We start from the raw sequence: 22,747 nt of genomic DNA on the forward strand, positions 1-22,747 counted from the left end.
CGGCGCCAAGGTCCTCTGCGGCAACATCCCCACCGCCAACGCCACCGTCTTCGTCATCGACAAGGTCATGATGCCCACCTCCTGACCTCACCGCCCCGCACCCCTGGGCCGCGACCACTCTCCCCGTGGCCGCGGCCCTCGCACGGCGCCACCTGGACACCGCTTGCGGTCGTGGGGCGAGTTCGCCACTCGGGAGGCCGGCGAACCGGATCGCTGATCCGGGTAGCCGACGCGTCGAGCTGCAACGCCCGGTGTCAGCGGCTGCACCGATCAGGAATCCTCCGCCACGTCGTCAGTTCTGGTAGCCCCTCAGCACCGGTGGAAGGATCGACGACATGACCGACGCCAGACCGCTGGGCGCCGACGAGGCCGCGTTCATCGCGGCGGCCCGCGCAGGCGACGCGGCGCAGTTCGCGCTCGTCACCGAGCGCCACCGGCGTGAGCTGCAGGTGCACTGCTACCGGATGCTCGCGAACTACGAGGACGCCCAGGACATGACGCAGGAGACGTTCCTGCGGGCGTGGCACAAGCGGGAGTCGTTCAAGGGCCACGCCGCGCTGCGGACCTGGCTGTACCGGATCGCGACGAACGCCTGCCTGGACTTCCTGGACAAGCACAACGACCGCACACCCGTGCCGTCCGGGCTGGCGGACCCCGCCTCCGAGGTGCTGTACCTGCAGCCGTACCCCGACCGGGTGCTCCCCGAGGACCCGCAGGAAGCGGTGGTGGCGCGGGAGACGATCGAGCTGGCGTTCATCGTCGCCGTCCAGCACCTGCCGCCGCGGCAGCGGGCGGTGTTCATCCTGCGCGACGTCCTCGGCTGGCCGGCGTCGAAGGCCGCCGACGTCCTCGAGCTGACCGTCGCATCGGTGACCAGCGCTTTGCAGCGGGCGCGCGTGACGGTGCGCGGGCAGCTGCCCGACCGCCGCCTCGACTGGCGGAGCCCCGCCACCCACGAGCTGTCGGATGGCGAACGCGGCGTGGTGAAGTCGTACATCGACGCCCATGTGCGCAACGACCTCGACGGGCTGACGTCCCTGCTGCGCGACGACCTGCGCTTCGCGATGCTGCCCGAGTCGGGCACCACGTCCGTGACGGCCGAGGACGCGGTGGACGGCTGGGTCGCCGGCGGGCTCTTCCAGCGCGGCTACGACGACTGGCGCGGTACCACCACGACGCTCAACCGCATGCCTGCCGCCGCGCTGTACCGACGCACCCCCGACGACCCGGAGTACCGGCTGTTCGCCGTCGCGGTCCTGCACATCGTCGACGGGAGGATCGCCGAGCTCACCGGATTCGACGCCACCGGCAAACCGTGGCTGGACCTGCCCCCGACACTGTGATCACACGTGTCCCCTTCGTCGGCCAGTCCAGCGCACCGGCGGGGTGACTTCGACCTGGCCTCACGAGCCGGTCGAAGTCACCCCGCCCGCGCTCATCGCCTCGTCTCGTACCGGGTCAGCACCACGCCGCCGGGAAACGTCCGGTTCTCCACCAGGGTCAGGTTCACCCAGCTGTCCAGCGCCGTGAAGAACGGCGTGCCGCCGCCCACCAGGACCGGCACGGTGACCAGCACGTACTCGTCGATCAGCCCGGCCCGCATGGCCGCCGCGGCGAGCGTCGCGCCGCCGATGTCCATCGGGCCGGCGTCCTCGGCCTTGAGCCGGTTGATCTCGGTGACGGCGTCACCGGTGACCAGGCGGGTGTTCCAGTCGACCGCGCCGATCGTCGAGGAGAACACCACCTTCGGCATGTCCCGCCAGCGGCGGGCGTACTCGATCACCGCCGGTGTGGCGCCGGGCTGCCGGTCGGCGGTCGGCCAGTGGGGACTCATCGCCTCCCACAGCTTGCGCCCGTACAGCGCCAGGCCCGTCGCCGCCACCCGGTCGGACCACCACTGGAACAGCTCGTCGCTCGGTGACGAGTCCGGGCCCTCACCCCCGCTCCAGCCGAGGTCGTCGCCGGGCGCGGCGATGTAGCCGTCCAGGGTCACGTTCATGCCGAAGGTCAGTTTTCGCACGGCGTCAGCCTCCAGTGAGTCGGTCTCACACGTACAGACGGGCGCGACGCGAGAACCTGATCTGTGCGACCCGCGTCGAGCTCTGGCCGGAGGACTGGTGTGGCGCGGGCGCGGGCACCGGTTCACAGGACCTGGTGCCCGCGCCCGCTGCTTTCAGCGCCCGTTCCCGGCGGGCGGCACGACGAGCAGGCAACCGGCGGCGGCGAGCGTGATCGCTCTGCCACCGAGAGGTCTGCGAGGACGGGATGTGCGCATTGGTGCTCCTCGTTGAGCGTCCATCGGCGGTGATGGGCGTGCGTCGTCGCCACGGCTGCTACCGCCGTGGTGATGGCCCGTGCGACGGGGGTCAGGTGGTGGTTCGTGGAGGGAGAGCGGCGAGCACGGTGCGCTGGATCGCCACGGCGGCGGCGCCGCGGGCCCAGAGCGTGGGGTCGTCGTTGATGAACCGCAGGTCGATCGGGGACGCTTCGGCGTGGCGGGCCTGGGCGATGCCCGCGCGGACCCGCGCCTCGGCGACCTGGGCGAGCCGGATGCCCTCACCGGTGAGGATGACCCGTTCCGGTTGGGCGATGTTGGCGACGGCCGCGATCAGCGTGCCGAACGCGTGGGCGGCCCGGCCGATGATCTGGTCGGCGACCTGGTCACCGGCCTCGGCCAGGTCGAGCACCTCGTCGTAGGTGACGGACCGGCCCAGGGTCAGGGCGGCCTGCGACCGGATGGCGTCGGTGGTCAGCAGAGCTTTCACGCAGCCGCGGTGCCCCTCGGGGCAGGCCGGGCCGAGCGGGTCGATGGGGAAGTGCCCGAGCAGGCCGAGGCCCGAGTCCGGGCCGCCGACCAGCCGGTCGTGCACCACGAGCCCACCGCCGACACCGGCGCCGATGGTGAGCACGGCGAAGCTCTCGACGTCGCGGCCGTCGCCGAACCAGTGCTCGGCCTCCAGCAGGGCGTCGAGGTCGTTGGACACCACGGTCGGCCTGCCGGTCGCCCGGGAGACCTCCGCGCCCAGGTCGACGTCCTTCCAGTGCAGGAACACCGCCCGCCGCACGCGGGTGAACCCGTGCACGACACCGCCTATGCCGATGCCGACGGCGGCGACGGGCCGGGCCGGGTCGTCCAGCCGGGCGACCAGCTCGGCGACCTGCGCCACGACCGCCTCCGGCGCGTGGTCGGTGATCTCGACGGTGGCGCTGTCGAGGATGTCGGCGCGGAGGTTGGTCAGCACGCCGTAGGCGCGGAAGCCCGTGAGCTTGAGACCGATGAACCGCTGGACGTCGGGGTCGACGTCCAACGGCTGCAGCGGACGGCCGCCGCCGCGCAGGTTCGGGGTCTCGACCTCGCGCAGCAGGCCGGCGTCCATCAGGGGCTTGGTCAGCCGGGTCAGGCTCGCCGTCGAGAGGCCCAAGCGGTCCGCCAGCTCCGACCTGGCCAGCGGGCCGTGGAGCAGCACCTCCAGCGTCACGCGGCGGGCGGAGGGCAGCAGGGGTGCCCAGGGTGAGGCGGCGTCGAGCACCGTGCACTCCTCGTCGAGGTCGGGGGTAACCGGGCCGCAATAGTACCGCGACAAAACTAGCTGGCAAGGCCCTCTGCGTGACAAAAACGTGACTAGCTGCGGGTTGACGCGTTACAGTGACGTCGCCCTTAATGTTGCGACAAAGAAATCCCGGTAGGCGACGCCGCCGTCGCGACTCTGGAGGATCGACATGCGCAAGCACCCCCTACGGCTGGTCACCGCGGTGGCCGCCGCCTTGGCGCTGGTGATGACCGGGTGTTCGAGCGGAGGTGACTCCGGGGATCCCGACACGCTCAAGGTCTGGTGGTGGGAGACCGACGACAGCGCGCTGTCGGCCGCCTGGAAGCAGGCCGTCTCGATCTTCGAGAAGGAGCACCCCGGCGTCACCGTGAAGCAGGAGCTCAAGACCTACGAGCAGATGCAGCAGTCCGGCCAGCTCATCCTGGACTCCAACGACACCCCGGACGTGCTGGAGTACCTCAAGGGCAACGCCACCGCCGGCGTCGTGGCCAAGGCGGGCCTGCTCACCGACCTGACCGACGTCGCCAAGACCCGCGGCTGGAAGCTGGACAACACCTCCCAAGACGTCGGCCTGTACGACGACAACGGGCTCATGGGGTCGGGCAAGCGGTACGGGATCACGAACTACGGCGAGTACGTCGGCGTCTGGTACAACCAGGACCTGTTCGCCCAGCACGACGTGCAGGTGCCGACCACGCTGGCCGAGCTCGAGAACGCGCTGAAGACCTTCGCCGACAAGGGCGTCACGCCGTTGGCGCTCGGCTCGGCCGACTACCCCGGCCCGCACCTGCTGTACTCGCTGGCCCTGGCGCACATGGACGAGCAGTCCCTGGCCGCCTACCAGCGGTTCCAGGGCGAGGTGGACTGGTCGGCGTGGGAGAAGGCCGCCACCACGATGCGCCAGTGGGTGGAGAAGAAGTACATCAGCACCGACTCCACCGGCATCCCCGCCCAGGACGCGGGCAACGCGTTCATCGCGGGCCAGTACCCGATGTTCGTCTCCGGCACGTGGTGGTCCGGGCAGATCGCCGAGCAGCCCACGTTCAAGACCGGTCAGTTCTTGTTCCCCGGCAACGAGCTGCACCCCGGCTCCGGCGGCAACCTGTGGGTCGTGCCCGCGAAGGCCAAGAACAAGGACCTCGCGTACGACTTCCTGGAGATCACCCAGCGGCCCGAGGTGCAGAACTTCCTGGCCGACAAGGGTGGCGTGCCGGTCGCGTCCGAGCCCGGTTCGGCCAGCTCGGCGATGGGGCTGCTGGTGAGCGACCGGTTCACCGAGCTGCTGTCCGGCGACAACGGCGGGCTCGCGCTGTACCCGGACTGGCCGGTGGCCGGGTTGAACGACGTGCTGCTGGCCAACACCACGAACCTCGTCGGTGGTGACGCGACACCGCAGCAGGTGGTCGAGGCGATCAAGGCCGCCTACGACGCCGGCAAGCCGACCTCCTAGGTCGGTCGGACCGCCGAAAGGATCGCCATGTCCTCGTCGAACACAGCCACGCACACCGTCGCGCCACGTCGCGCGCGCCAGGGCACGTCCGAACGCCGCAGCGGCTACTGGTGGTACATCCTGCCGGGCGCGGTCGGGTTCCTCGCCGTGGTCGCCGTGCCGTTCGGGATGAACCTCTGGTACAGCCTCACGTCCTTCCGGGGCGTGGGCGACCCGGTGTTCATCGGGTTGGAGAACTACCAGCGGTTGTTGGGCGACCCGCTGTTCTGGGCGTCGTTCCGGCACAGCGTGGCGTTCATCGTGGCCATGGCGATCCTCCCGACGGCCATCGGGGTGGTGGTCGCGGCCGTGCTGTTCAACTTCATCTCGCCGAAGTTCGGGTCGAAGGTGGCGAGCTTCCTGCGCGCCACCTACTACCTGCCGCAGATCCTGCCGATCGCGGTCGCGGGCGTGCTGTGGAAGTGGATGTACCAACCCCAGTACGGGATCATCAACACCACCCTGCGCGACCTCGGGCTCGGCGGCCTGGCGCAGAACTGGCTCGGTGACTCCGACCTGGCCATCTACGCGGTGATGAACGTGCTGGTCTGGCTCCAGATCGGCTACACCGTGGTGGTGTTCATGGCCGGGCTGTCCCGGGTGGACCCGGCCCTGTACGAGGCCGCCGAGCTGGACGGCGCGACCTGGTGGCAGCAGTTCCGCACCATCACGCTCAACCAGCTGCGGCCGGAGATCGCGGTCGTGCTGATCACCACGTCGGTGGCGGCGCTGAAGGTGTTCGCGCCGATCTTCGTGCTCACCCGCGGCGGTCCGGGCACCAGCACGATCGTGCCCGCCTACTTCTCGTTCTCCAACTTCTTCACCACCACCAAGGTCGGCTACGGCGCCGCGGTGGCGTCCGTGCTGGCGCTGATGATCTCGGTCGTCGCGGTCGCGCTGCTGCGCTACCAGACCCGCAACTCCGAAGGGTTCGAAGATGGCCGTGGATAGCCTGGAGAAGACGGCCGTGAGCCCGACGACGCCTCCCGCACCGGTCGTGCGAAAGGTCAAGCGGCGCAAGCGCGGAGTCAGCGGCTGGGTGGTGCTCGCCCTGCTCGCCGGGGTCGGCCTGCTGATGCTGTTCCCGTTCTGGATCGCGGTCATCAACGCGTTCAAGCCCGCGCCCGACTACATCGCCAACGGGCCGGTCTCCGTGCCCACCGAACTGGACTTCTCCGCCCTGGTCGACTTCTGGGGCGGCGTCGACTTCAACCGCAAGCTGCTCAACAGCGTCGTGATCAGCGGCAGCGTGGCCCTGATCGCGGTGGCGCTGAGCCTGCTGTCGGCGTTCGCCATCGGCATCGGCCGCATCCGCGGTCGGGTGTGGATCCTCGCGCTGTTCATGCTCGCGTTCACCATCCCGCAGGAAGCCCTGGTGTACCCGCTGTTCGTGCTCACCCGCGACCTCGGGCTGTACGACACGATGACCGGCGTCGTCATCATCCTGGCCGTGCTCCAGAGCGCGTTCGGCACCTACATGCTGTCCTCGGTGCTCGGCACGTTCCCGCCGGAGGTGCTGGAGGCCGCCAGGCTCGACGGCGCCAGCCGCTTCCAGGTGCTGCGGCTGGTGGTGTTGCCGCTGACCAGGCCGACCATGGCCGTGCTGATGACGTTCTTCTTCATCTGGACGTGGAACGACTTCTTCCTGCCCCTGGTGCTGCTGCCCTCGGCGGACAACCAGACCGTGTCGGTCGCGCTCGGCGCGTTGAGCGGGCAGTACACCAGCGACCCCACCGCCCTGGCCGCCGCCTCGCTGGCGGGCATCCTGCCCGCACTCGTGTTCTTCATCCTCTTCCAACGCACGCTCATGCGCGGCGTCAACCTCGGCGCGGTCAAATAACTCCCCACGAAGGACATCCATGACTCTCGAGCAGACAGTGGCCACGACCGTGGGCACCGCACCGTGGTGGACCTCGGCAGTGGTGTACCAGGTCTACCCGCGCAGCTTCGCCGACTCCAACGGCGATGGCGTCGGCGACCTCAACGGCGTCACGTCGCGGTTGGACCACCTGGAGCGGTTGGGCGTCGACGTGATCTGGCTGTCGCCCGTCTACGCCTCGCCGCACGCCGACAACGGCTACGACATCTCCGACTACCAGGCGATCGACCCCGCGTTCGGCACGCTGGAGGACTTCGACCGCCTGCTGGCCGAGGTGCACGCCCGCGGGATGAAGCTGGTGATGGACCTGGTGGTCAACCACACCTCGGACGAACACCCGTGGTTCGTCGAGTCCCGCTCGTCCAAGGACAGCCCCAAACGGGACTGGTACTGGTGGCGTCCGCCGCGCGAGGGTTTCGAGGCCGGGCAGCCCGGCGCGGAGCCGACGAACTGGGAGTCGTTCTTCTCCGGCCCCACGTGGACGTTGGACGAGGCGACGGGGGAGTACTACCTGCACCTGTTCGACCGCAAGCAGCCGGACCTCAACTGGGAGAACCCCGAGGTCAGGGAGGCTGTCCACGCGATGATGCGGTGGTGGCTGGACCGGGGCGTGGACGGCTTCCGGATGGACGTCATCAACCTCATCTCCAAGAACCCCGAGCTGCCGGACGGCGCCACCACCGGCACCGGCGGTCTCGGCGACGGGTTCCCCCACTACAGCACGGGGCCGCGCATCCACGAGTTCCTCCAGGAGATGCACCGCGAGGTGTTCGAGGGGCGGTCCGGTCAGCTGCTCAACGTGGGTGAGACGCTGGGCGTGACGTGGGAGCAGGCCCGGCTGTTCACCGACCCCGCGCGGCGCGAGCTGGACATGGTGTTCCAGTTCGAACACGTGTCGCTGGACCACGGGCCCGGCGGCAAGTTCGACCCGAAGCCGCTGGACCTTCGCGACCTCAAGGCGTCGCTGGGCCGGTGGCAGACCGCGCTGGCCGACGTCGGGTGGAACAGCCTGTACTGGAACAACCACGACCAGCCCCGCGTGGTGTCGCGGTTCGGCGACGACCGCAAGTACTGGCGCGAGTCGGCGACCGCCCTGGCGACCGTGCTGCACCTGCAGCGGGGCACGCCGTTCGTCTACCAGGGCGAGGAGCTGGGGATGACGAACGCGCCGTTCGCCGGCGTGCACGAGATGCGCGACGTCGAGTCGCTCAACCACTACGCCGAGGCCGTCGCCGCCGGCGGCGATCCGGAGTCGGTGCTGCGCGGCCTGCGCGCGATGGGCCGCGACAACGGCCGCACACCGGTGCAGTGGGACGCGAGCCCGAACGCCGGGTTCACGGCCGGTGAGCCGTGGATCGAGGTTAACCCCAACCACACCTGGCTCAACGCCCAGGCCCAGTACGACGACCCGGACTCCGTCTTCAACCACTACCGCCGGCTCATCGAGCTGCGCCACTCGCTGCCGGTGATCGCGCGCGGCGACTTCCGGATGGTCCTGGCCGACGAGCCCTACCTCTACGCCTACGAACGCACCCTGGACAACGACCGCTTGCTCGTCGTGGCCAACCTCGGCGGCACGCCGCAGACCGCCACCCTGGACGGCGCCTGGTCGGCTGCCGACCTGCTGCTGACCAACGTCGACGAGCCGTCGGTCGTGAGCGGCCGGATCCCCATGGAGCCGTGGTCCGCCCACGTCTTCATGAAGTGAGGCCGCAGTAGTACGACGCAAACCCTTCCCAACGTCGAGAAGAGGATTCGCCATGCCCGCAGCACGAATGAGCAGGCCGGCGGCGCTCGCCGCCTGCCTGGTGCTCGCCCTGGTCGGCGCCGTCGCGCCGGCCTGGGTGGGTGCGGGGACGCCACCGGCCCAGGCCGCCGTCTCCACCGCCGACACCGAGCAGCTCAAGACGTGGTGGCACGACAACCACGAGTTCAACACCTCCAGCCCGGTCGCGAGCGACAAGGTCAGGCGCTCGTCGTTCTACGACGTCCAGGTCGCCACCGCGGCGGCGCCCACGACCAGGTACGACTCGTTCGCGTACATGAGCATCGCGCGCAGCGGCAAGGGCAAGATCGGCTACACCAAGGAGGACGGCGCCGAGTTCTCCTCGGCGGCGAACCTGACGATGAGCTGGTCGTCCTTCCAGTACGCCACCGACGTGTGGGTCGACGTCTCGCTGCGCACCGGCCAGAGCATCTCGTCGGCCGACCAGGTCAAGATCAAGCCCAGCGGCCTGGACTTCGCCAAGCAGCTCGTCGACGGCGACACCGTGCGCATCAAGGTCCCCTACAGCGCGGCGGGCCACCGCTTCTCCGTCGAGTTCGACCCGCAGCTGTACACGGCGTACAACGACATGTCGGGTCCGGCGGGTGACGCGGGCAAGCTCACCACCGCCTCGGGCGGCGGCAACCGCGCCATCCACACCGAGCCGCGCAACTCCATGATGATCTTCGCCGAACCGGCGCCCACCGGGGCGGAGCGGGACCGGCTGATCCCCACCTCGGCCTCGGGCAGCACCTACTACCCGTCGCAGGGGCAGGTCACCAACCTGAACACGATCAGCGAGGAGATCGTGTACTTCCGGCCCGGCACCTACTACATGACCTCGAAGTACCACGCGCTGCTGCCCAAGCAGGTCAAGTGGGTCTACCTGGCGCCCGGGGCGTACGTGAAGGGCGCCATCCGGTTCCCCGACGACAGCCAGGGCCTGTACAAGGTGACCGGCTACGGCGTGCTCTCCGGTGAGCAGTACGTCTACGAGGCCGACACCGCCAACAACTACAACCACCTCTCCGGCTCGTCCAACTGCCACTCCACGTGCGTGAAGATGCTGCAGTTCCAGTCGGCCCAGGGTCGGCAGCAGCACCTGGACCTGCAGGGTGTGACCATCAACGAGCCCCCGTACCACTCGTTCGTCGTCTACGGCGACGAGCAGACCTTCAGCATGCGGGTCGAGAACTACAAGCAGGTCGGCTCCTGGTACTGGCAGACGGACGGCATCGAGCTCTACCGCGGCAGCACCATGAGGAACACGTTCTTCAACGCCAACGACGACGTGCTGAAGATGTACCACAGCAACGTCAACATCGATAACACGGTGATCTGGAAGAACGAGAACGGCCCCGTCATCCAGTGGGGCTGGACCCCTCGCAACATCGACAACGTGCGGGTCTCCAACACCCACGTCATCCACAACCGGATGTACTGGAAGGACGTCAAGTACAACACCTGCATCCTCAACTCCTCCTCGCACTGGGAGAACATGGGCTCGACCACCACGGCGAACCCCGGCACGTGGGTGAAGAACATGACCTTCGAGAACATCACCGTCGAGGGCATGACCAACTGCGCGATCCGCGTCTTCGCCCTGTCCAGCACCGAGAACATCCACGTCAAGAACCTCAAGATCGACGCCTGGAACCAGCTGGACAACTCCTCGCAGGTCAGCCTGCTCAAGCGGTACAGCAACGGCAGCGGGCAGAAGGTGACCCTGGGCAACGAGACCCGTGACAGCCGCGGCCTGAAGCTGGAGAACTACACGGTCGGCGGCACCGTCATCGACAAGGCCGGCACCAACTGGGCCGCGGACAAGCTCGGCCGGATCGGCTTCGACGCCGAGACCTGGGACAACTGGAACGCCTGGGGTCCCGGCGGCAACAACCCCGACCCGGTCACCGGCGGCACGATCGTCAACGGCGCGACCGCCAAGTGCGTCGACCGCGCGGGTGGCGGCACGGCGAACGGCACCGCGATCCAGCAGTGGGCGTGCGCCGAGGTGGCGTCCATGACCTGGGCGCTCGACGGGCAGCAGCTGAAGTCCGGCGGCAAGTGCGTGGACGTCGAAGGCGGCGCCACCGCCAACGGCACCAAGGCCCACCTGTGGGACTGCGGCCCCTGGGACAGCCAGAAGTGGGCCTTCCAGGCCAACGGCACCCTGAAGAACCTCAAGTCCAACCGCTGCCTGGACATCGAAGGCCAGAGCACGGCCGACGGCGCCCGCCTGCACCTGTGGGACTGCGGCAGCTGGAACAGTCAGAAGTGGACTCTCACCAGCTGATCTTCCCCGCACCGCAGCAGTTACCCGCACTCGGACCTTCAGTCCACAATGGATGGTCCTATTAGTCTGATCGGGTACTACGCGAACATCCTTTGTTGACAGGGAAAATCGCGAACCACTAACCTGAAAACGCCGCCGCCACGGTGTACCGAGCCCCGGTGGGTCACTCCTTTCCCCGGGCGCTTCCTTCCGATCCTGACGGAGGCACACCATGAAGAAATCGGCCAAGGCGGCCTGGTCCGCCACCGGAGTCGCCGGTCTCGCGCTGTCCGCGGCGTTCGTCGCGTCCTCGCTGCCCGCGAGCGCGAACGTCGTCGCGGTCACGTCCCCCGTGAGCGCGGGGCCGGCGGCCCACGGCCAGCAGTACCCGGACGGGCCCTCCTCGGTGGACGGCTCGCCCATGGAGCGGTGCCGCCGCGGCACGGACTACGCCGTGCCGGGCCGCAACCCGGTCCTCGACGAGCCGCTGAACACCGGTTTCAAGAGCAACGTCGGCCTGTCGGTCAAGGTGCAGCTCGAAGGCGGCACGTACTACGGCAACCGCAAGCTCATCTTCACCAACACCAGCAGCTCGCCCGTGCACACCGACTGCCTGGTGCTGAAGTTCCGGGCGCCCTCGGGCTCGGTCGACCACCACTACCGGGCGTCGGTCCAGTACGGGCACCCGCAGCAGGACTACGTCGAGGTCCCGCGCGGCAACGGCGAGTCGCACTACATCATCCGGCTCGGGTTCCACGACGTGCCGCTGGCCGACCGCAACGTCCCGGTCGGGCAGACGTGGACCTACGAGCTGGCGGGCTCCAACCAGGGCTCGATGAGCCTGGAGGCCACGCGTGACTCCGTCGAGGTCCTGGCGGACATGAACGTCGGCGGCAACCACTGGATCTCCCAGTACGGCACCAAGCGCCTGGGCAACTGACGCCAGGTAGGGGTGGCGGCCCCGCAACGACGCGGGGCCGCTGCCCGGCCATCCCGGGAGGATCCACGTGAAGACCCTTGTCTGCTTTGCCCTGACCTTCGTGGTCGCCGCCGGTTGCGCGTCCGGCGAACCCGACCACTCTCACCACCGGCACCACTCGATGACGGCGGAGGACGCCGCGCGGCTGCGCGGGGTCGCCACCACCTACCTCGGCCTGCTCTCGGGTGGCGACCCGACCACGGCCTGGAACATGTGGACCACCGACGCACAGCGGCGCGACCCGCGCGAGGCGTTCGTCGACCGGCTCGCGCACTGCGAGCCCGGAGTCCCGTACGAGGTGCTCGGCGTCGTCAGCGACGGGCCGGACCTCGCCCGGGTCGCCTGGCGGCACGGCGAGCGCACCGGCGAGCACCTGCTGCGCCTGCACGACGGCCAGTGGCGCGTCGACCCCGCCGACACCACCACCTGCGGTGCACCATGACCGCCCGCGCGGTCACGTTGCTGCGCGGCTCGCTCGGCCTGGTCTTCGTCTGGTTCGGCGCGCTCAAGGTCGCCGACCTGACACCGGTCGCCGACCTGGTCGCCCGCACCGTGCCCTGGCTGGACCGCCACCTGCTGCTGGTCTCGCTCGGCACGGTGGAGATCGTGCTCGGCGCGGCCCTGTGGCTCGGCCGCCGGCTGCGCTGGGTCGCGGCGGTCGCCCTGGCCCACCTGCTGGGGACGTTCCTGGTGCTGGTGGTCCAGCCGCAGGCGGCGTTCCAGGAGGGCAACCCGCTGCTGCTCACCACCGAGGGCGAGTTCGTGGTCAAGAACCTCGTCCTGATCACCGCGTGCCTGGTGCTGATGGCCGCGGATCAACCACGACAGCAGGCCCAAGAACTCATCGGCGCACGAAAATAGACCACAACGAGGTGGCACATGCGATCCGCACGACGCAGGGTGGCGAGCAGCGCGACCGTACCGGCGTCAGGGGCGGCACTGGTCGCGGGCGTGCCCGGGACCGGATCGGCGGCGGAGAACGCCCCCGGCGCGCCCGGTCGGCAACCGGCGACCTGGGCGCCCGCGAACAAGCAGGGCTTCCGTCAACGGCGCACCCGCCTGACGCGCCCCGGACACCCCTGCCCGGCCCGAACCGCGCAGGGGTGAGCGGGGTCGCCGGTGGCGGCCTGCGACCCCGCTCCCGCAAGAGCGGTGGCGTCGTCACGGACCTACCGGGACGACGCCACCGTGGGCGGCCCTGCCGCCTCTCCACCACCCGACTACAAGACCGAGGTGAACACCTCCGGCTGCACCGGCCGCCACGTCGTCATCACGATCTGGAAGGCCTCGCACGTGGACAAGAAGTACTTCCTGTGCGGTGACGTCGACTTCGGCTGAGCTCCGGAACGGCACCGTCCCGCGACGAACGGGGCGGTGCCGCCGTCGTCAAGGGTCCGCGCCGGTGTTTCTTCGGGATGCCCACCTGACCGCAGGCCTGCCCTCCGAACGGTCGAGGCGAGCGGCCGAGACCTGTTAGCGTCGATCTCCGACATCTGCTGGGACTGATCATCAGCGTCCGCGCTCGTCCGGCGCGGGTAGGGGGATTTTCGATGGGGCGTTGGTTGGTACTGGGCGGCACCCGGTTCCTGTCCCAGGCGGTCGCCGCCGCCGCGGTGGCGCGGGGGCACGAAGTGATCTGCGCCGCTCGGGGTGAGTCCGGGATGCCACCCGAAGGGGCCCGGTTGGTGAAGGTGGACCGCGACACCGAGGACGCGTTGGCGCCACTGCGCGGTGAGCAGTTCGACGCCGTGGTCGACGTGGCCTTCATCTCCTACCGGTGGGTGCGGGAGGCGTTGGCCGAGCTGGGTGAGAAGGCCGGGCACTGGACGTTCGTCTCGACGATGAGCGTCTACGCCGACCTGTCGCGCCGCGGCGGCGGTGTGGACGACCCGGTGCGGGAACCGCGCTACACCGACCCGACGGATCCAGAGGACTTCGGCGCCTACGGGCAGATCAAGGTGGCCTCCGAGCAAGCGGTCATGGAGGCGGTCGGTGACCGCGCGCTGGTGGTGCGCCCCGGCCTGGTCTGCGGTCCGGACGACGAGGCCGACCGGTTCGGCTACTGGCCGGCCAGGTTCGCCCGCGGCGGGCGCGCGGTGGTCCCCGACGCGCCCGACCAGCCGTGCCAGATCATCGACGTCCGCGATCTCGCCGAGTGGATCGTGCTCGCGGGCGAGCAGGGGATCACCGGCACCTTCGACACCTGCGGCCCTCCCACCACCCTCGGCACGGTGCTGGACGAGATCGCGACCGCGGTCGGCGCCGCCGACTTGGAGCGCGTCCCGGTGTCACCGGAAGAGCTCGGTGCGGCGGGCATCATGCCCTGGCAGGGCCCGCGATCACTGCCGCTGTGGTTGCCCGACATCCTCTGGGGCGTGGTCGACCGCGACACCGCCCCGGCCCTGGCCGCCGGCCTGCGGTGCAGGCCGATCGCCGAGACGGCCCTGGCCGCACTGGAAACCGAACGCGCGCTCGGCACCGATCGCGAGCGGCAGGCCGGCCTGACCGCGGCGGAGGAAGCCGAACTGCTGGACGGGCGGTGAGATCGGCCGGCCATCCGGGTCGCTCCGAGTCCGGTTCGGGTCTGTCGGTCCGAACAGCCTGGTGGCGACCCGGCCCGGGTCCGGCCGCGGCTGCACCCGGCCGCGGGTGACCAGGGCACTCACCCGGTGCTCCCGTGAACGTGCGGGCGTGCTGGAGTGTCGAGAAGCAGCGCGAGCGTGGATTCGGCGCCCTGGTTGCGGTTGCGTCCGCCGCGACCGGCGCCGACCTCCCGCGACGTCACCGGCAGCCGGTGGGTCGACGCCCTGCTCGGCGTCGCCATCCGGTCCCTGCGAGCCGACCGCGACCCCCCTGACGGCCACCCGGGGAATCGCGGTCGAACGAGCGGCACTGCCGCTGTCTCCGCCCCTCGCTCGCGCAGGTCCCGCAGCTGCTGCCGCTCATCAGGTGGTCGAGGTCGGCGTGGTGCCGGTCGAGCGGGGGTGGACGGTGATGAGCTCGTCCATGCCGACGACCCGCATGGCTTTGGCGACGTGGGAGGGCGCGTCGGTGATGGTGAGCGTGCCGCCGTCTGCGTGCAGTCGTCGCCAGACGCCGAGCAGGGCGCTCAGCCCCGAGGAGTCGCAGAACTCGACGCGCGAGAAGTCCAGCACGAGGTGGAGCACGCCGCTGGTCATGGCCAGCACGTCGCCGTACATGCCGGGGGCGGTGCTGTAGTCGATCTCACCGCCCACGTCGAGCGTGGTCCGCTCGTCGATTGTCGTCGTGGTCCGCGTGACGGTGACTCTGGGCAGGTTGTTCACTGGCGCTCGCCGTCTTCCTGGGTGTCGGAGCCCGCGGGATCCTGTAGGTCGGGAACAGGCGGCATGCTCAAGACCAGCAGGGCGACGTCGTCGGCGCGTTGTGCGTCGAACCGGTCGAGCAGTGCGACCACGTGCCCGGTCAGCTCGTCGGCCCGGCAGCCGCCGTGCCCGCCGAGGAACGCCCGCACCGCCTCCTCGCCGAACTCCTCGCCGCCGTGCGTGCGAGCCTCGGTGAGGCCGTCTGTGTAGAGCACCAGGGCGTCGCCGGGGCGCAGGGTGGCGGTGCAGGTGACGAAGCGGGCGTCGGGCAGCATGCCGATGAGCATCCCCTCCGGTGTGGACAGGGGCCGGACGTCACCCGAGGGGGACAGCAGGTACGGCGGTGGGTGGCCGCCGGAGACGACGGTCACGTCGAACCCCGTTGGCTCACTCGCCTCCGCGGAGGGCTGCGGGGTGAGCACGGCGAACACAGCGGTGCAGAACTTCGGCATCGCGTCGAGGGTCTGCTCGGCGATCATCGCGGTGTTCAGCTCGGTCAATGCCTCCGCGGGGTCGTCGTGGTGCGCGGCCAGCGACCGCAGCGTGTACCGGACGAACGAGGTCAGCGCCGCCGCCGGCGCGCCCTTGCCGCACACGTCGCCGAGCACGACGGCCCACCGGCCACCGGCCATGGGGAAGACGTCGTAGAAGTCGCCACCCACCTGGCGTACGGACGCGGGCTGGTAGTGCGCCGCCAGTTCCAGCCCCGAGATGCGGGGGAGTGCCGGTGGGATCAGGCTGCGTTGCAGGGTGGAGGCGAACGACTCGATCTCCGAGCGGTCGCGTTCGGCCTGCTGCCGCTGCTCCCGTTCCGCCCTCAACCGGTGAATCGCCGCCATGCGCAGCTCCAACTCGTCCAGCACCACCGCCGCGAGATCGCGCAGCGTGTCGATCTCCGCCTCCTTGATCTCCCTCGGACGGGTGTCGATCACGTTCACCGTGCCCAACCGCTCGCCCTCCGCGGTGACGATCGGTGCGGCGGCGTAGAACCGGACTCCGAGGTCGCCGGTGACCAGCGGGTTGTCCCGCGATCGCGGGTCGTGTGCCGCGTCGGTGACCACGTAGGGCTCGTCGGCGAGGATCGCTGATCCGCACAAGCCGGGGTCACGGCCGATCTGCGTCACCCCGTCCAAGCCGTGAGTGGCCTTGAACCAGATCCGGTCCTCGTCCACGATCGTCACCGTCGCGATCGGGACGTCGAACCACCGCGCGGCCAGTCGCGCGATCCGGTCGAAGGCTCCGTCCGGTGGCGTGTCGAGGATGTCGTACCGCCGCACGGCGGCGATCCGCGCCGCCTCGACGTCCTCGGGCGACTTCCCGCGGTCCGCCGGCGACCTCGCCGCCTCCCGCCGTGGAACACCCACCTCAGCCACCACCGCTCCGACCAGTCGACCAGACAGGTCCAGCCTGGCACGAGGTCGCCGCCGGCCACCAGCCGATCGTGAACCGACCGGGCACGGCGACGCCGTGCGGTGCGCGCGCCAGGGGCGGGACCGGCTGATTGCCGATCCCGCCCCTGTCCGTGTGGTGCTGTCCACCTCAGGTGGCCGATGGCCCAAGCGTCCCCGCCGTGGCCCGCCCGGCTGCCGGGCGACATGCGCCAGGTGACCGGGTCACCCCATCGGGTGAGAACGACGCGTCCCGCGCTTGATCGGCACGTGACCGTCATGCGGGGCCCGGTGTCGCGGCACAGACTTCGGTCATGGGTGAGAAGGAGTTCCGCAAGGGTGACGAGGTCACCTGGTCCAGTCACGGGCAGACGGTGCACGGCGAGGTGGTCGAGGAGATCACCGAGGACACCGAGGCGGCCGGCCGGCAGGTGCGGGCGTCGGAGGAAGATCCGCAGTACCGGGTGCGCAGCGACAAGAGCGGCAAGGACGCGGTGCACAAGCCGACCGCGCTGGAGGACGACTCGTGAGCGGCGAATTCGACGAGGCCGTGAACATGACGGCGGCGGAGTTGGAGCGGTGGCTCAACACCGACGAGTCGAAGTCGGTCGGGCAGTCCACCGGTGGGGAGTCGGTCGGGCACGAGTCCGGCAGGCGGATCGTGGAGCTGCTGCGGACCAAGAAGGGTGAGTTGACCGAGGACGACCACGCGCACATGCGCAAGGTCGTCGGCTACGTCCACCGGCACCTCGCCCAGCGCCCGGCCGGGGATGTCGGGCACACGAGGTGGCGCTACTCGCTGATGAACTGGGGACACGATCCTCTCAAGGACTGACCACCGCGCCGGCAGGACGACGGCGCGGCGCTTCCCGACGACGGCACTGATCGACTGCGACGGCACACGCTGCGGACAACACAGGTCCTGACCGCACCCGCCGCCGCCGACCCCTGAGCAACGGGCTCGGCGGCCCGCTGTTCACCGGACGCCGTCGGACAGGTCCCGCCGCACGATGTCGGCGGTGCGGCGACCGGACACCAGTGCGCCCTGGATGGAGGCGGTGTCCCGGTGGTCGCCGCACACGTACCGGCCTTCGCCGAACCGCACCGGTTGCCGCATCGGACGGCCCGGCGACGTCACCGGCAACGCGTGCGGTATCGCGTACCGGGCCACGAGTTCCCAGCCGCCGGCGTCACGGTCGTGCAGTGCGCCCAACCGCGCGCGAACCCGTGACTCGACGGACTCGTCGGCACCCATCACCCGGTCGGGTATCGAGGCGGTGATCAACGCCTTGCCCGCGGGTGCGTAGCCCTCGGCCACGGCGCTGATCACCGCCGTGTTGATCAGCAGGTCCGAGTCACCGTCGAGGACCAGCACCGGCTGGTCGTCCGCGGAGGCGGGTGCGGCGAAGTACCACGTGGTGACACCGTGCCAGGCAGGTTCCGGCACCTCCGGGACGAGCCGGTGCGCGGTCGCGCCGTCGGTGGCGACCACGACCGCTCGTGCTGAGATCACGGTCCCGTCCGCGAGGTGGACAGCGGTCCCGCGGACCTGTTCGACCGCGTGCCCGGTGCGGATCGACCGACTCGGCAGGGAGCGGGCCAGTTGGCGGGGCAGCTCCTGCATCCCGGCGTTGGGCACGGCACCACCGCCCCTGAGGAAGCACCGCCAGATCAGGCGGAAGGCCCGAGCCGAGCCTCCCAGGGACGGATCGAGGAACACCCCGGCGAGGAACGGCTTGAGGACGTCCTCGACCGTGCGGTCCGTGATGCCCCACCGGGACAGTTCGGCCCGGATCGACCGGTCGTCGGTCGGTCGCCCTCGCACCGCCGCGTCCGGCCCGAGGAGAAGACGCGCCGAGAGCGCGCTCACGGCGGCGACGTCCCTTGGGCGGTTCGCGGCGAACCGCACCGCGTCGGCCACCCGGCCGAGCACCGTGCCCGTCGTCGCGGACGGCGCTCTCCACGGCGGGACGAGGTGTTGTCGCCCGGTGGTGGTGACCGCGACCGCGCCGCGCACGAAGGGCCGCAGGTCCAAGGCCGAGAGGTCGAAGAGTCGCCGTACTTCCGGGTAGGAGGGCAGCAGCACCTGGAACCCCCGGTCCAGTCGGAACCCGTCGACCAGGTCCGTGCGCACCCGGCCACCGACCTCGGTGCCGGCTTCGCACACCGTGACCGCCAGGCCGGCACGGTGCAGCCGCCATGCCGCCGCGAGCCCGGCGAGCCCTGCTCCGACGACCACGACGTCGACGTCCGGTTCCACCACGCGCCCTTCCTGCCCTGTGACGTACCGGGATCAGTCAACCTCAGCGACCGCGGGACGGCACGACGGCGGGTGCGGCGGTGGGTGGCGCCGAAGTTGTCGGCCGACCGCCGCGTCGTCCCCTGGAACGGCTCATCAAGCCGATGGTCTTGACCGGCCGTATCGTCGATCGTGCGGCGCGGCACGCCCCACGTGCGCGATGCGCGGCGGACCGGTCGATCGTGTCGGCGGATCCTGCCGCGACAGCACCGCCGTGCCGGTGGCCGAAGGCACGTCGTGGACAACGTGGTACGTCGGAGGGGAGAACCAAGCATGCGTCGAGACACCGCTCCTGACCGAGTTGCTCCCGAACGGGGGAGGGCCGACCTGTTCCGGTCGGTGGCGGTGCTGGTGGCCGCCGCGGTCCAGACGGCCGCAGGTGTGGTCGGCGGAGCGGGTCTGTGGGGTGAACCCGTGGGGACGGTGGCCAACTCCTATCCGACGTTGCTGCTTCCCGCCGGAGGGGCGTTCGCCATCTGGACGTTGATCTACGCCACGTTCGCGGCGCTTGCCGTCCGGCAGGCCCTGCCCGCTCAGCGCGCCCGCCGAACGCACCGCTCGACCGGCTGGTGGCTGGCGTCGGCCGGGGTGCTCAACGCCGGTTGGGTCGCGTTGTTCGCGCACCGCGAGATCGTCGCCGCGCAGGTGGTGATCGTCGCGTTGCTGGTGTGCCTGACCGTCGCGGCCACCCGTCTCACCCACCACCCGGCTGCCGGCTGGCCTGATCGGCTGCTGGTGCACACCCCGGTCGCCGTCTACACCGGATGGGTGGCGATGGCGACCGTCGCCGGCGCGGCCACCACCGGCGCCGCCTCGGACGCGGCACCGTCCGTGACCGTGGCGGTGATCGCGGTGCTGCTGACCGGCGCGGTGGCCGCCACCGCGGCCCTCCGACTACCGGCCGTGGTCGGCTACGCCGCCGCGGTGTGCTGGGCGCTGATCTGGATCGTGGTCGGCACACCGGCCGCGCCGGTGCAGGTGGCCGGGACGTTCGCCGTCGTGATGGTGTTGGTGGCTTCGGTGGTGCGCGCGTACCGGGCGGGCGATGTCACCCGCAGCGCATGGGGTTGAGTCGGGGGTCGACCGGAAATGCACCTGGTCGGCTCTTCGTCGCCCACCGGAGCGGCGAGCCCTGGGCGGTGGCGTTGGAGGGCGAGCCCGAGTTCGCCGAGCCGGCCGGTCGGGCGCCCCTGCTCCGGCGAACGGTCCTCAGGGCCTGCGGAACAACTCGATCATCGCGGCGTACCCGTCCCGGCCCCGCCCCTCGGCAACGGCGCGCTCGGCCAGCCCCCTGACAAACCGCGGCAACTCGGCGTTCACCCCGTTCGCCTCGCTCTCCCGGATCAGGTACCCCATCGCGGCGGCGTGCGAGTCGATCGTCGCGTCCACCCCCGGGTACGCCCCTTCGTCGATCTGTTCCGCATACCCGGCCAACCAGTCGGCCGTCGTCGCGATGTTCTGCCGCGCGAACGGAACGAAAGCCGAAGCCCTCACGCCCGCCGCCTCCAGCAGGGCCACGCCCTGCAGGAAGCCGTTGAGCACGCTCCACATCAGGCTGACCCCCGCCCCGGCGTACAACGACGACAGCCCGTGATCGGCCCCGAGGTACACCGCCTCACCAAGAACCCGCAGAACCTCCTCGTGCACCTCGAACACCGAACGCGGCCCGCTGTACAAGGTCAACGACTCGGCCGTGCCGATCCCCTGCGGCATTCCCATGATCGCGCCCGCCAGGTAGCCGCCGACGCCCCTCAACCCACTGATCTCCCGCATCTGCGCCGATGTGGCCGAGGTCAGGTTCACCAACACCTTGCCCTCGAGCCCACCGCCCACCGACCGCAGCAGCCCGCGCACCACGTCGTGATCGGCGACGCAGACGACCACGACCGACGCGGCCGCCACGGCCTGCTCGAACGAATCGGCGACCGCGGCCCCCTCGGCGACCAACCGCCCGGCCTTCCCGGGAGTCCGGTTCCACACCGTCGTCGGATACCCCGCCCGCACGAACGCCCCCGCCAACGCCTGCCCCATCAACCCCAGCCCGACAACCGCCACCGGCTTCCCCACACCCATCGTCGTCTCCCTCGACCCATGCGGAACAGATGCCGGTATCCTCAACGTTCACACCGGTATGAAGGTCAAGGGCGAGCCGGGAATGCTGATCGGGGAGTTGAGCCGCCGCACCGGTGTCCGCACCCACCAACTCCGCTACTACGAAGCACAGGGTCTGCTCGAACCCAGCCGCAGCGCAGGCGGCTACCGCGAGTTCACCGAAGACGCGGTCCTGACCGTCATGCAGATCACGAAACTGCTGGGCGCAGGCCTGTCGACCGAGGAAATCGCCTACGTGCTCCCGTGCGCCACAGGTCCTGCGCCGAACATGGCGCCCTGCCCGGAACTGCTCGACGGCCTCCGCGCCCGTCTCCAGGCGCTGGACGACCGGCTCGCGGCCCTCACCCGATCCCGCGAAGCCCTCGCCGACTACGTCGCCGCCACCGAACGATCGACGGCCCCCGTGCCGAGCCGGTGACACCGACGACGACATCCCCGGAGGCGTCGCGCCGGTACGACGTCGAACGTCGCTCCAGCCTGTCACGGTGCACGCCCCAGGCCCGAACCCCGCAGGATCGAGCCGGACGGGACGTGGTGCCGGGCGACCAGGTGGAGAACGCGGTGATGCCCAGTCGGCGGGCGAGGTCCTGGTGACCACGACGTCGGCGGGCGCACTGCCATCGGCAGCGAGAAGATCGGCTGCCCCGGGCTCGTCCCGGTGTACGAGCCCGGGGCAGCGTCCTCAGAGACGTGCCGCACCCTTCGCCGCCGTGGACGCGACTGCCTTGGCACGACGCTCGCCGGCGCGCTCCTCGGCGGTGCCGCGAACCCCGTCCGCCGCGGCGGCACCGGACGGGGTCGGAGCGGAGTGGTCGCCGACGATCCCGCCGCGGATGCTGTTGTTGGTTGCCACCTCGGCCACCGGGTTGTTGGCGGTGAGACGGAGAGTGCCGTTGACGATGTTGTCGTCCAGCGTGGTACGGCCGCCGGTCGTGTTCGAGATGCCGACGTCCCTGGCGAAGTAGCCACCGGAGGCGCAGCTGTCGAGGCCACCGTTCGGGCCGAGCTGCACGCCGCCGAGGTTGCCGGCGAACGTGGCCTTGCCCTGGACCGCGGTGCCGCAGACGACGCTGCCGGTCGCGTTGTTCAGCACGGACAGCGTCCCGTCCACGAAGGTGTCGTGCAGATCCGTGAAGTACGCCGCGTTGGTGCTGACGTTGCCGGCGATCTCGCTGCCGGTCACGCTGACCTCGCCGACGCCCGCGGTGACGTCGCCGTCGACCTTCGAGCCCTGCTCGACGAACAGGAACCCCTCGATCGTGGCCGAGCCCTTCGGTTCCACGACCACACCGCCGGTGTCGGTGTTGTCGAGGAAGAGCCCGAAGCCGCCGGCGGCCAGGGTGACGCGGCCTTCGACCCTGGTGTCGGTCGTGTCGAGGTAACCGTCGGCCGCCACCCGGACCTCGCCGTTGACCGTGCCGCCGTTGATCACGAGGTTGCTGCCGGCGGCCACGCGCACGTTGCCGGTGACGGTGGTGCCTTGCAGTGAGCACGACTCACCCGGCGGCACGTACAGGTCGCTGGGAACCGTGACGGCTCCGCCGCTGCCGACGCAGTACATCACCAGGTCCGCGTGCGCGTTCTGGGCGGTGCACATCACCGTAGCGGTGACGATGGCGCTCAAGGTCGCGAGCGCGGATGCGGTCCGTCTGGCCATTCTCGGTTCTCC

The 22,747-nt window shown here is 70.2% G+C and carries 22 protein-coding genes and 1 pseudogene; 16 read left to right on the forward strand and 7 right to left on the reverse strand.

Translation table 11 applies throughout. The features are described from left to right. Positions 1 to 85 (forward strand): annotated as a pseudogene (locus B0I31_RS42355) (fasciclin domain-containing protein); the annotation flags it as partial. Between the two features lie 250 nt (positions 86 to 335). After that, entirely contained in the window at positions 336 to 1,343 is a 1,008-nt protein-coding gene (locus B0I31_RS37775) for an RNA polymerase subunit sigma-70 (protein WP_106620182.1), read from the forward strand. Between the two features lie 92 nt (positions 1,344 to 1,435). On the opposite strand, the gene B0I31_RS37780 is transcribed toward B0I31_RS37775, so the two are convergent. After that, positions 1,436 to 2,020, reverse strand: coding sequence for a dihydrofolate reductase family protein (locus B0I31_RS37780; protein WP_106620183.1), 585 nt, complete (start codon positions 2,018 to 2,020; stop codon positions 1,436 to 1,438). 346 nt (positions 2,021 to 2,366) lie between these two features. After that, the gene (locus tag B0I31_RS37785; RefSeq protein WP_106620184.1) at positions 2,367 to 3,530 is read right to left on the reverse strand and encodes an ROK family transcriptional regulator; all 1,164 of its coding nucleotides are present in this window, start codon (positions 3,528 to 3,530) and stop codon (positions 2,367 to 2,369) included. Between the two features lie 190 nt (positions 3,531 to 3,720). Between B0I31_RS37785 and B0I31_RS37790 the strand changes: the two genes are divergently transcribed. From B0I31_RS37790 to B0I31_RS37835, 10 genes are all read left to right on the forward strand, one after another. Next, positions 3,721 to 5,001 (forward strand): ABC transporter substrate-binding protein, encoded by a 1,281-nt coding sequence (locus B0I31_RS37790; RefSeq protein WP_106620185.1) that lies wholly within the window; start codon positions 3,721 to 3,723, stop codon positions 4,999 to 5,001. A 27-nt stretch (positions 5,002 to 5,028) separates the two neighbouring features. After that, positions 5,029 to 5,991 (forward strand): carbohydrate ABC transporter permease, encoded by a 963-nt coding sequence (locus tag B0I31_RS37795; protein WP_106620186.1) that lies wholly within the window; start codon positions 5,029 to 5,031, stop codon positions 5,989 to 5,991. Beyond that, complete coding sequence (locus B0I31_RS37800) at positions 5,978 to 6,880, forward strand: carbohydrate ABC transporter permease (protein ID WP_106620187.1); 903 nt, start codon at positions 5,978 to 5,980, stop codon at positions 6,878 to 6,880. Before B0I31_RS37795 ends, B0I31_RS37800 begins: the two co-directional genes overlap by 14 nt. Before the next feature lie 19 nt (positions 6,881 to 6,899). After that, entirely contained in the window at positions 6,900 to 8,627 is a 1,728-nt protein-coding gene (locus B0I31_RS37805) for an alpha-glucosidase (RefSeq protein WP_106620188.1), read from the forward strand. A 52-nt stretch (positions 8,628 to 8,679) separates the two neighbouring features. After that, a complete protein-coding gene (locus B0I31_RS37810; protein WP_106620189.1) occupies positions 8,680 to 10,977 on the forward strand; it encodes a family 49 glycosyl hydrolase in 2,298 nt (765 codons plus the stop codon). 211 nt (positions 10,978 to 11,188) lie between these two features. Further along, positions 11,189 to 11,896: a hypothetical protein gene (locus B0I31_RS37815; protein ID WP_106620190.1), complete on the forward strand. Its 708-nt coding sequence runs from the start codon at positions 11,189 to 11,191 to the stop codon at positions 11,894 to 11,896. A 100-nt stretch (positions 11,897 to 11,996) separates the two neighbouring features. Beyond that, a complete protein-coding gene (locus tag B0I31_RS37820) occupies positions 11,997 to 12,377 on the forward strand; it encodes a hypothetical protein (protein ID WP_106620191.1) in 381 nt (126 codons plus the stop codon). Then, complete coding sequence (locus B0I31_RS37825; protein WP_106620192.1) at positions 12,374 to 12,796, forward strand: DoxX family membrane protein; 423 nt, start codon at positions 12,374 to 12,376, stop codon at positions 12,794 to 12,796. The genes B0I31_RS37820 and B0I31_RS37825 overlap by 4 nt, the downstream gene beginning before the upstream one ends. A gap of 291 nt (positions 12,797 to 13,087) precedes the next feature. Further along, positions 13,088 to 13,273 (forward strand): lytic polysaccharide monooxygenase, encoded by a 186-nt coding sequence (locus B0I31_RS41415; protein ID WP_219910989.1) that lies wholly within the window; start codon positions 13,088 to 13,090, stop codon positions 13,271 to 13,273. 212 nt (positions 13,274 to 13,485) lie between these two features. Next, positions 13,486 to 14,478, forward strand: a complete 993-nt coding sequence (locus tag B0I31_RS37835; RefSeq protein ID WP_106620193.1) for an NAD-dependent epimerase/dehydratase family protein — start codon at positions 13,486 to 13,488, stop codon at positions 14,476 to 14,478. Positions 14,479 to 14,880: 402 nt separating this feature from the next. Here the strand turns inward: B0I31_RS37835 and B0I31_RS37840 are convergent, their stop codons facing one another. Both B0I31_RS37840 and B0I31_RS37845 read right to left on the reverse strand, forming a co-directional pair. Next, positions 14,881 to 15,240, reverse strand: a complete 360-nt coding sequence (locus B0I31_RS37840) for an STAS domain-containing protein (protein WP_106620194.1) — start codon at positions 15,238 to 15,240, stop codon at positions 14,881 to 14,883. Further along, the gene (locus B0I31_RS37845) at positions 15,237 to 16,643 is read right to left on the reverse strand and encodes a PP2C family protein-serine/threonine phosphatase (protein WP_219910990.1); all 1,407 of its coding nucleotides are present in this window, start codon (positions 16,641 to 16,643) and stop codon (positions 15,237 to 15,239) included. The genes B0I31_RS37840 and B0I31_RS37845 overlap by 4 nt, the downstream gene beginning before the upstream one ends. Before the next feature lie 338 nt (positions 16,644 to 16,981). Between B0I31_RS37845 and B0I31_RS37850 the strand changes: the two genes are divergently transcribed. After that, entirely contained in the window at positions 16,982 to 17,197 is a 216-nt protein-coding gene (locus B0I31_RS37850) for a hypervirulence associated TUDOR domain-containing protein (protein WP_106620195.1), read from the forward strand. Continuing rightward, complete coding sequence (locus B0I31_RS37855; RefSeq protein WP_106620196.1) at positions 17,194 to 17,502, forward strand: DUF3140 domain-containing protein; 309 nt, start codon at positions 17,194 to 17,196, stop codon at positions 17,500 to 17,502. The genes B0I31_RS37850 and B0I31_RS37855 overlap by 4 nt, the downstream gene beginning before the upstream one ends. Before the next feature lie 141 nt (positions 17,503 to 17,643). Here the strand turns inward: B0I31_RS37855 and B0I31_RS37860 are convergent, their stop codons facing one another. Next, the gene (locus B0I31_RS37860) at positions 17,644 to 18,930 is read right to left on the reverse strand and encodes an NAD(P)/FAD-dependent oxidoreductase (RefSeq protein WP_106620197.1); all 1,287 of its coding nucleotides are present in this window, start codon (positions 18,928 to 18,930) and stop codon (positions 17,644 to 17,646) included. Positions 18,931 to 19,239: 309 nt separating this feature from the next. Here B0I31_RS37860 and B0I31_RS37865 point away from each other — a divergent pair, with 309 nt between their 5' ends. After that, positions 19,240 to 20,037, forward strand: coding sequence for a tryptophan-rich sensory protein (locus B0I31_RS37865; RefSeq protein WP_106620198.1), 798 nt, complete (start codon positions 19,240 to 19,242; stop codon positions 20,035 to 20,037). A 138-nt stretch (positions 20,038 to 20,175) separates the two neighbouring features. On the opposite strand, the gene B0I31_RS37870 is transcribed toward B0I31_RS37865, so the two are convergent. Continuing rightward, positions 20,176 to 21,039 carry an NAD(P)-dependent oxidoreductase gene (locus B0I31_RS37870; RefSeq protein WP_106620199.1) on the reverse strand — a complete coding sequence of 288 codons (864 nt, stop codon included), beginning with the start codon at positions 21,037 to 21,039 and terminating at the stop codon, positions 20,176 to 20,178. 82 nt (positions 21,040 to 21,121) lie between these two features. Between B0I31_RS37870 and B0I31_RS37875 the strand changes: the two genes are divergently transcribed. Continuing rightward, a complete protein-coding gene (locus B0I31_RS37875) occupies positions 21,122 to 21,496 on the forward strand; it encodes a MerR family transcriptional regulator (protein WP_106620236.1) in 375 nt (124 codons plus the stop codon). Between the two features lie 264 nt (positions 21,497 to 21,760). Here B0I31_RS37875 and B0I31_RS37880 read toward each other — a convergent pair whose 3' ends face one another. After that, entirely contained in the window at positions 21,761 to 22,735 is a 975-nt protein-coding gene (locus B0I31_RS37880; protein ID WP_106620200.1) for a hypothetical protein, read from the reverse strand. Between the last annotated feature and the right edge of the window lie 12 nt (positions 22,736 to 22,747).

It is taken from the genome of Saccharothrix carnea, assembly GCF_003014735.1.
GTDB lineage: Bacteria > Actinomycetota > Actinomycetes > Mycobacteriales > Pseudonocardiaceae > Actinosynnema > Actinosynnema carneum.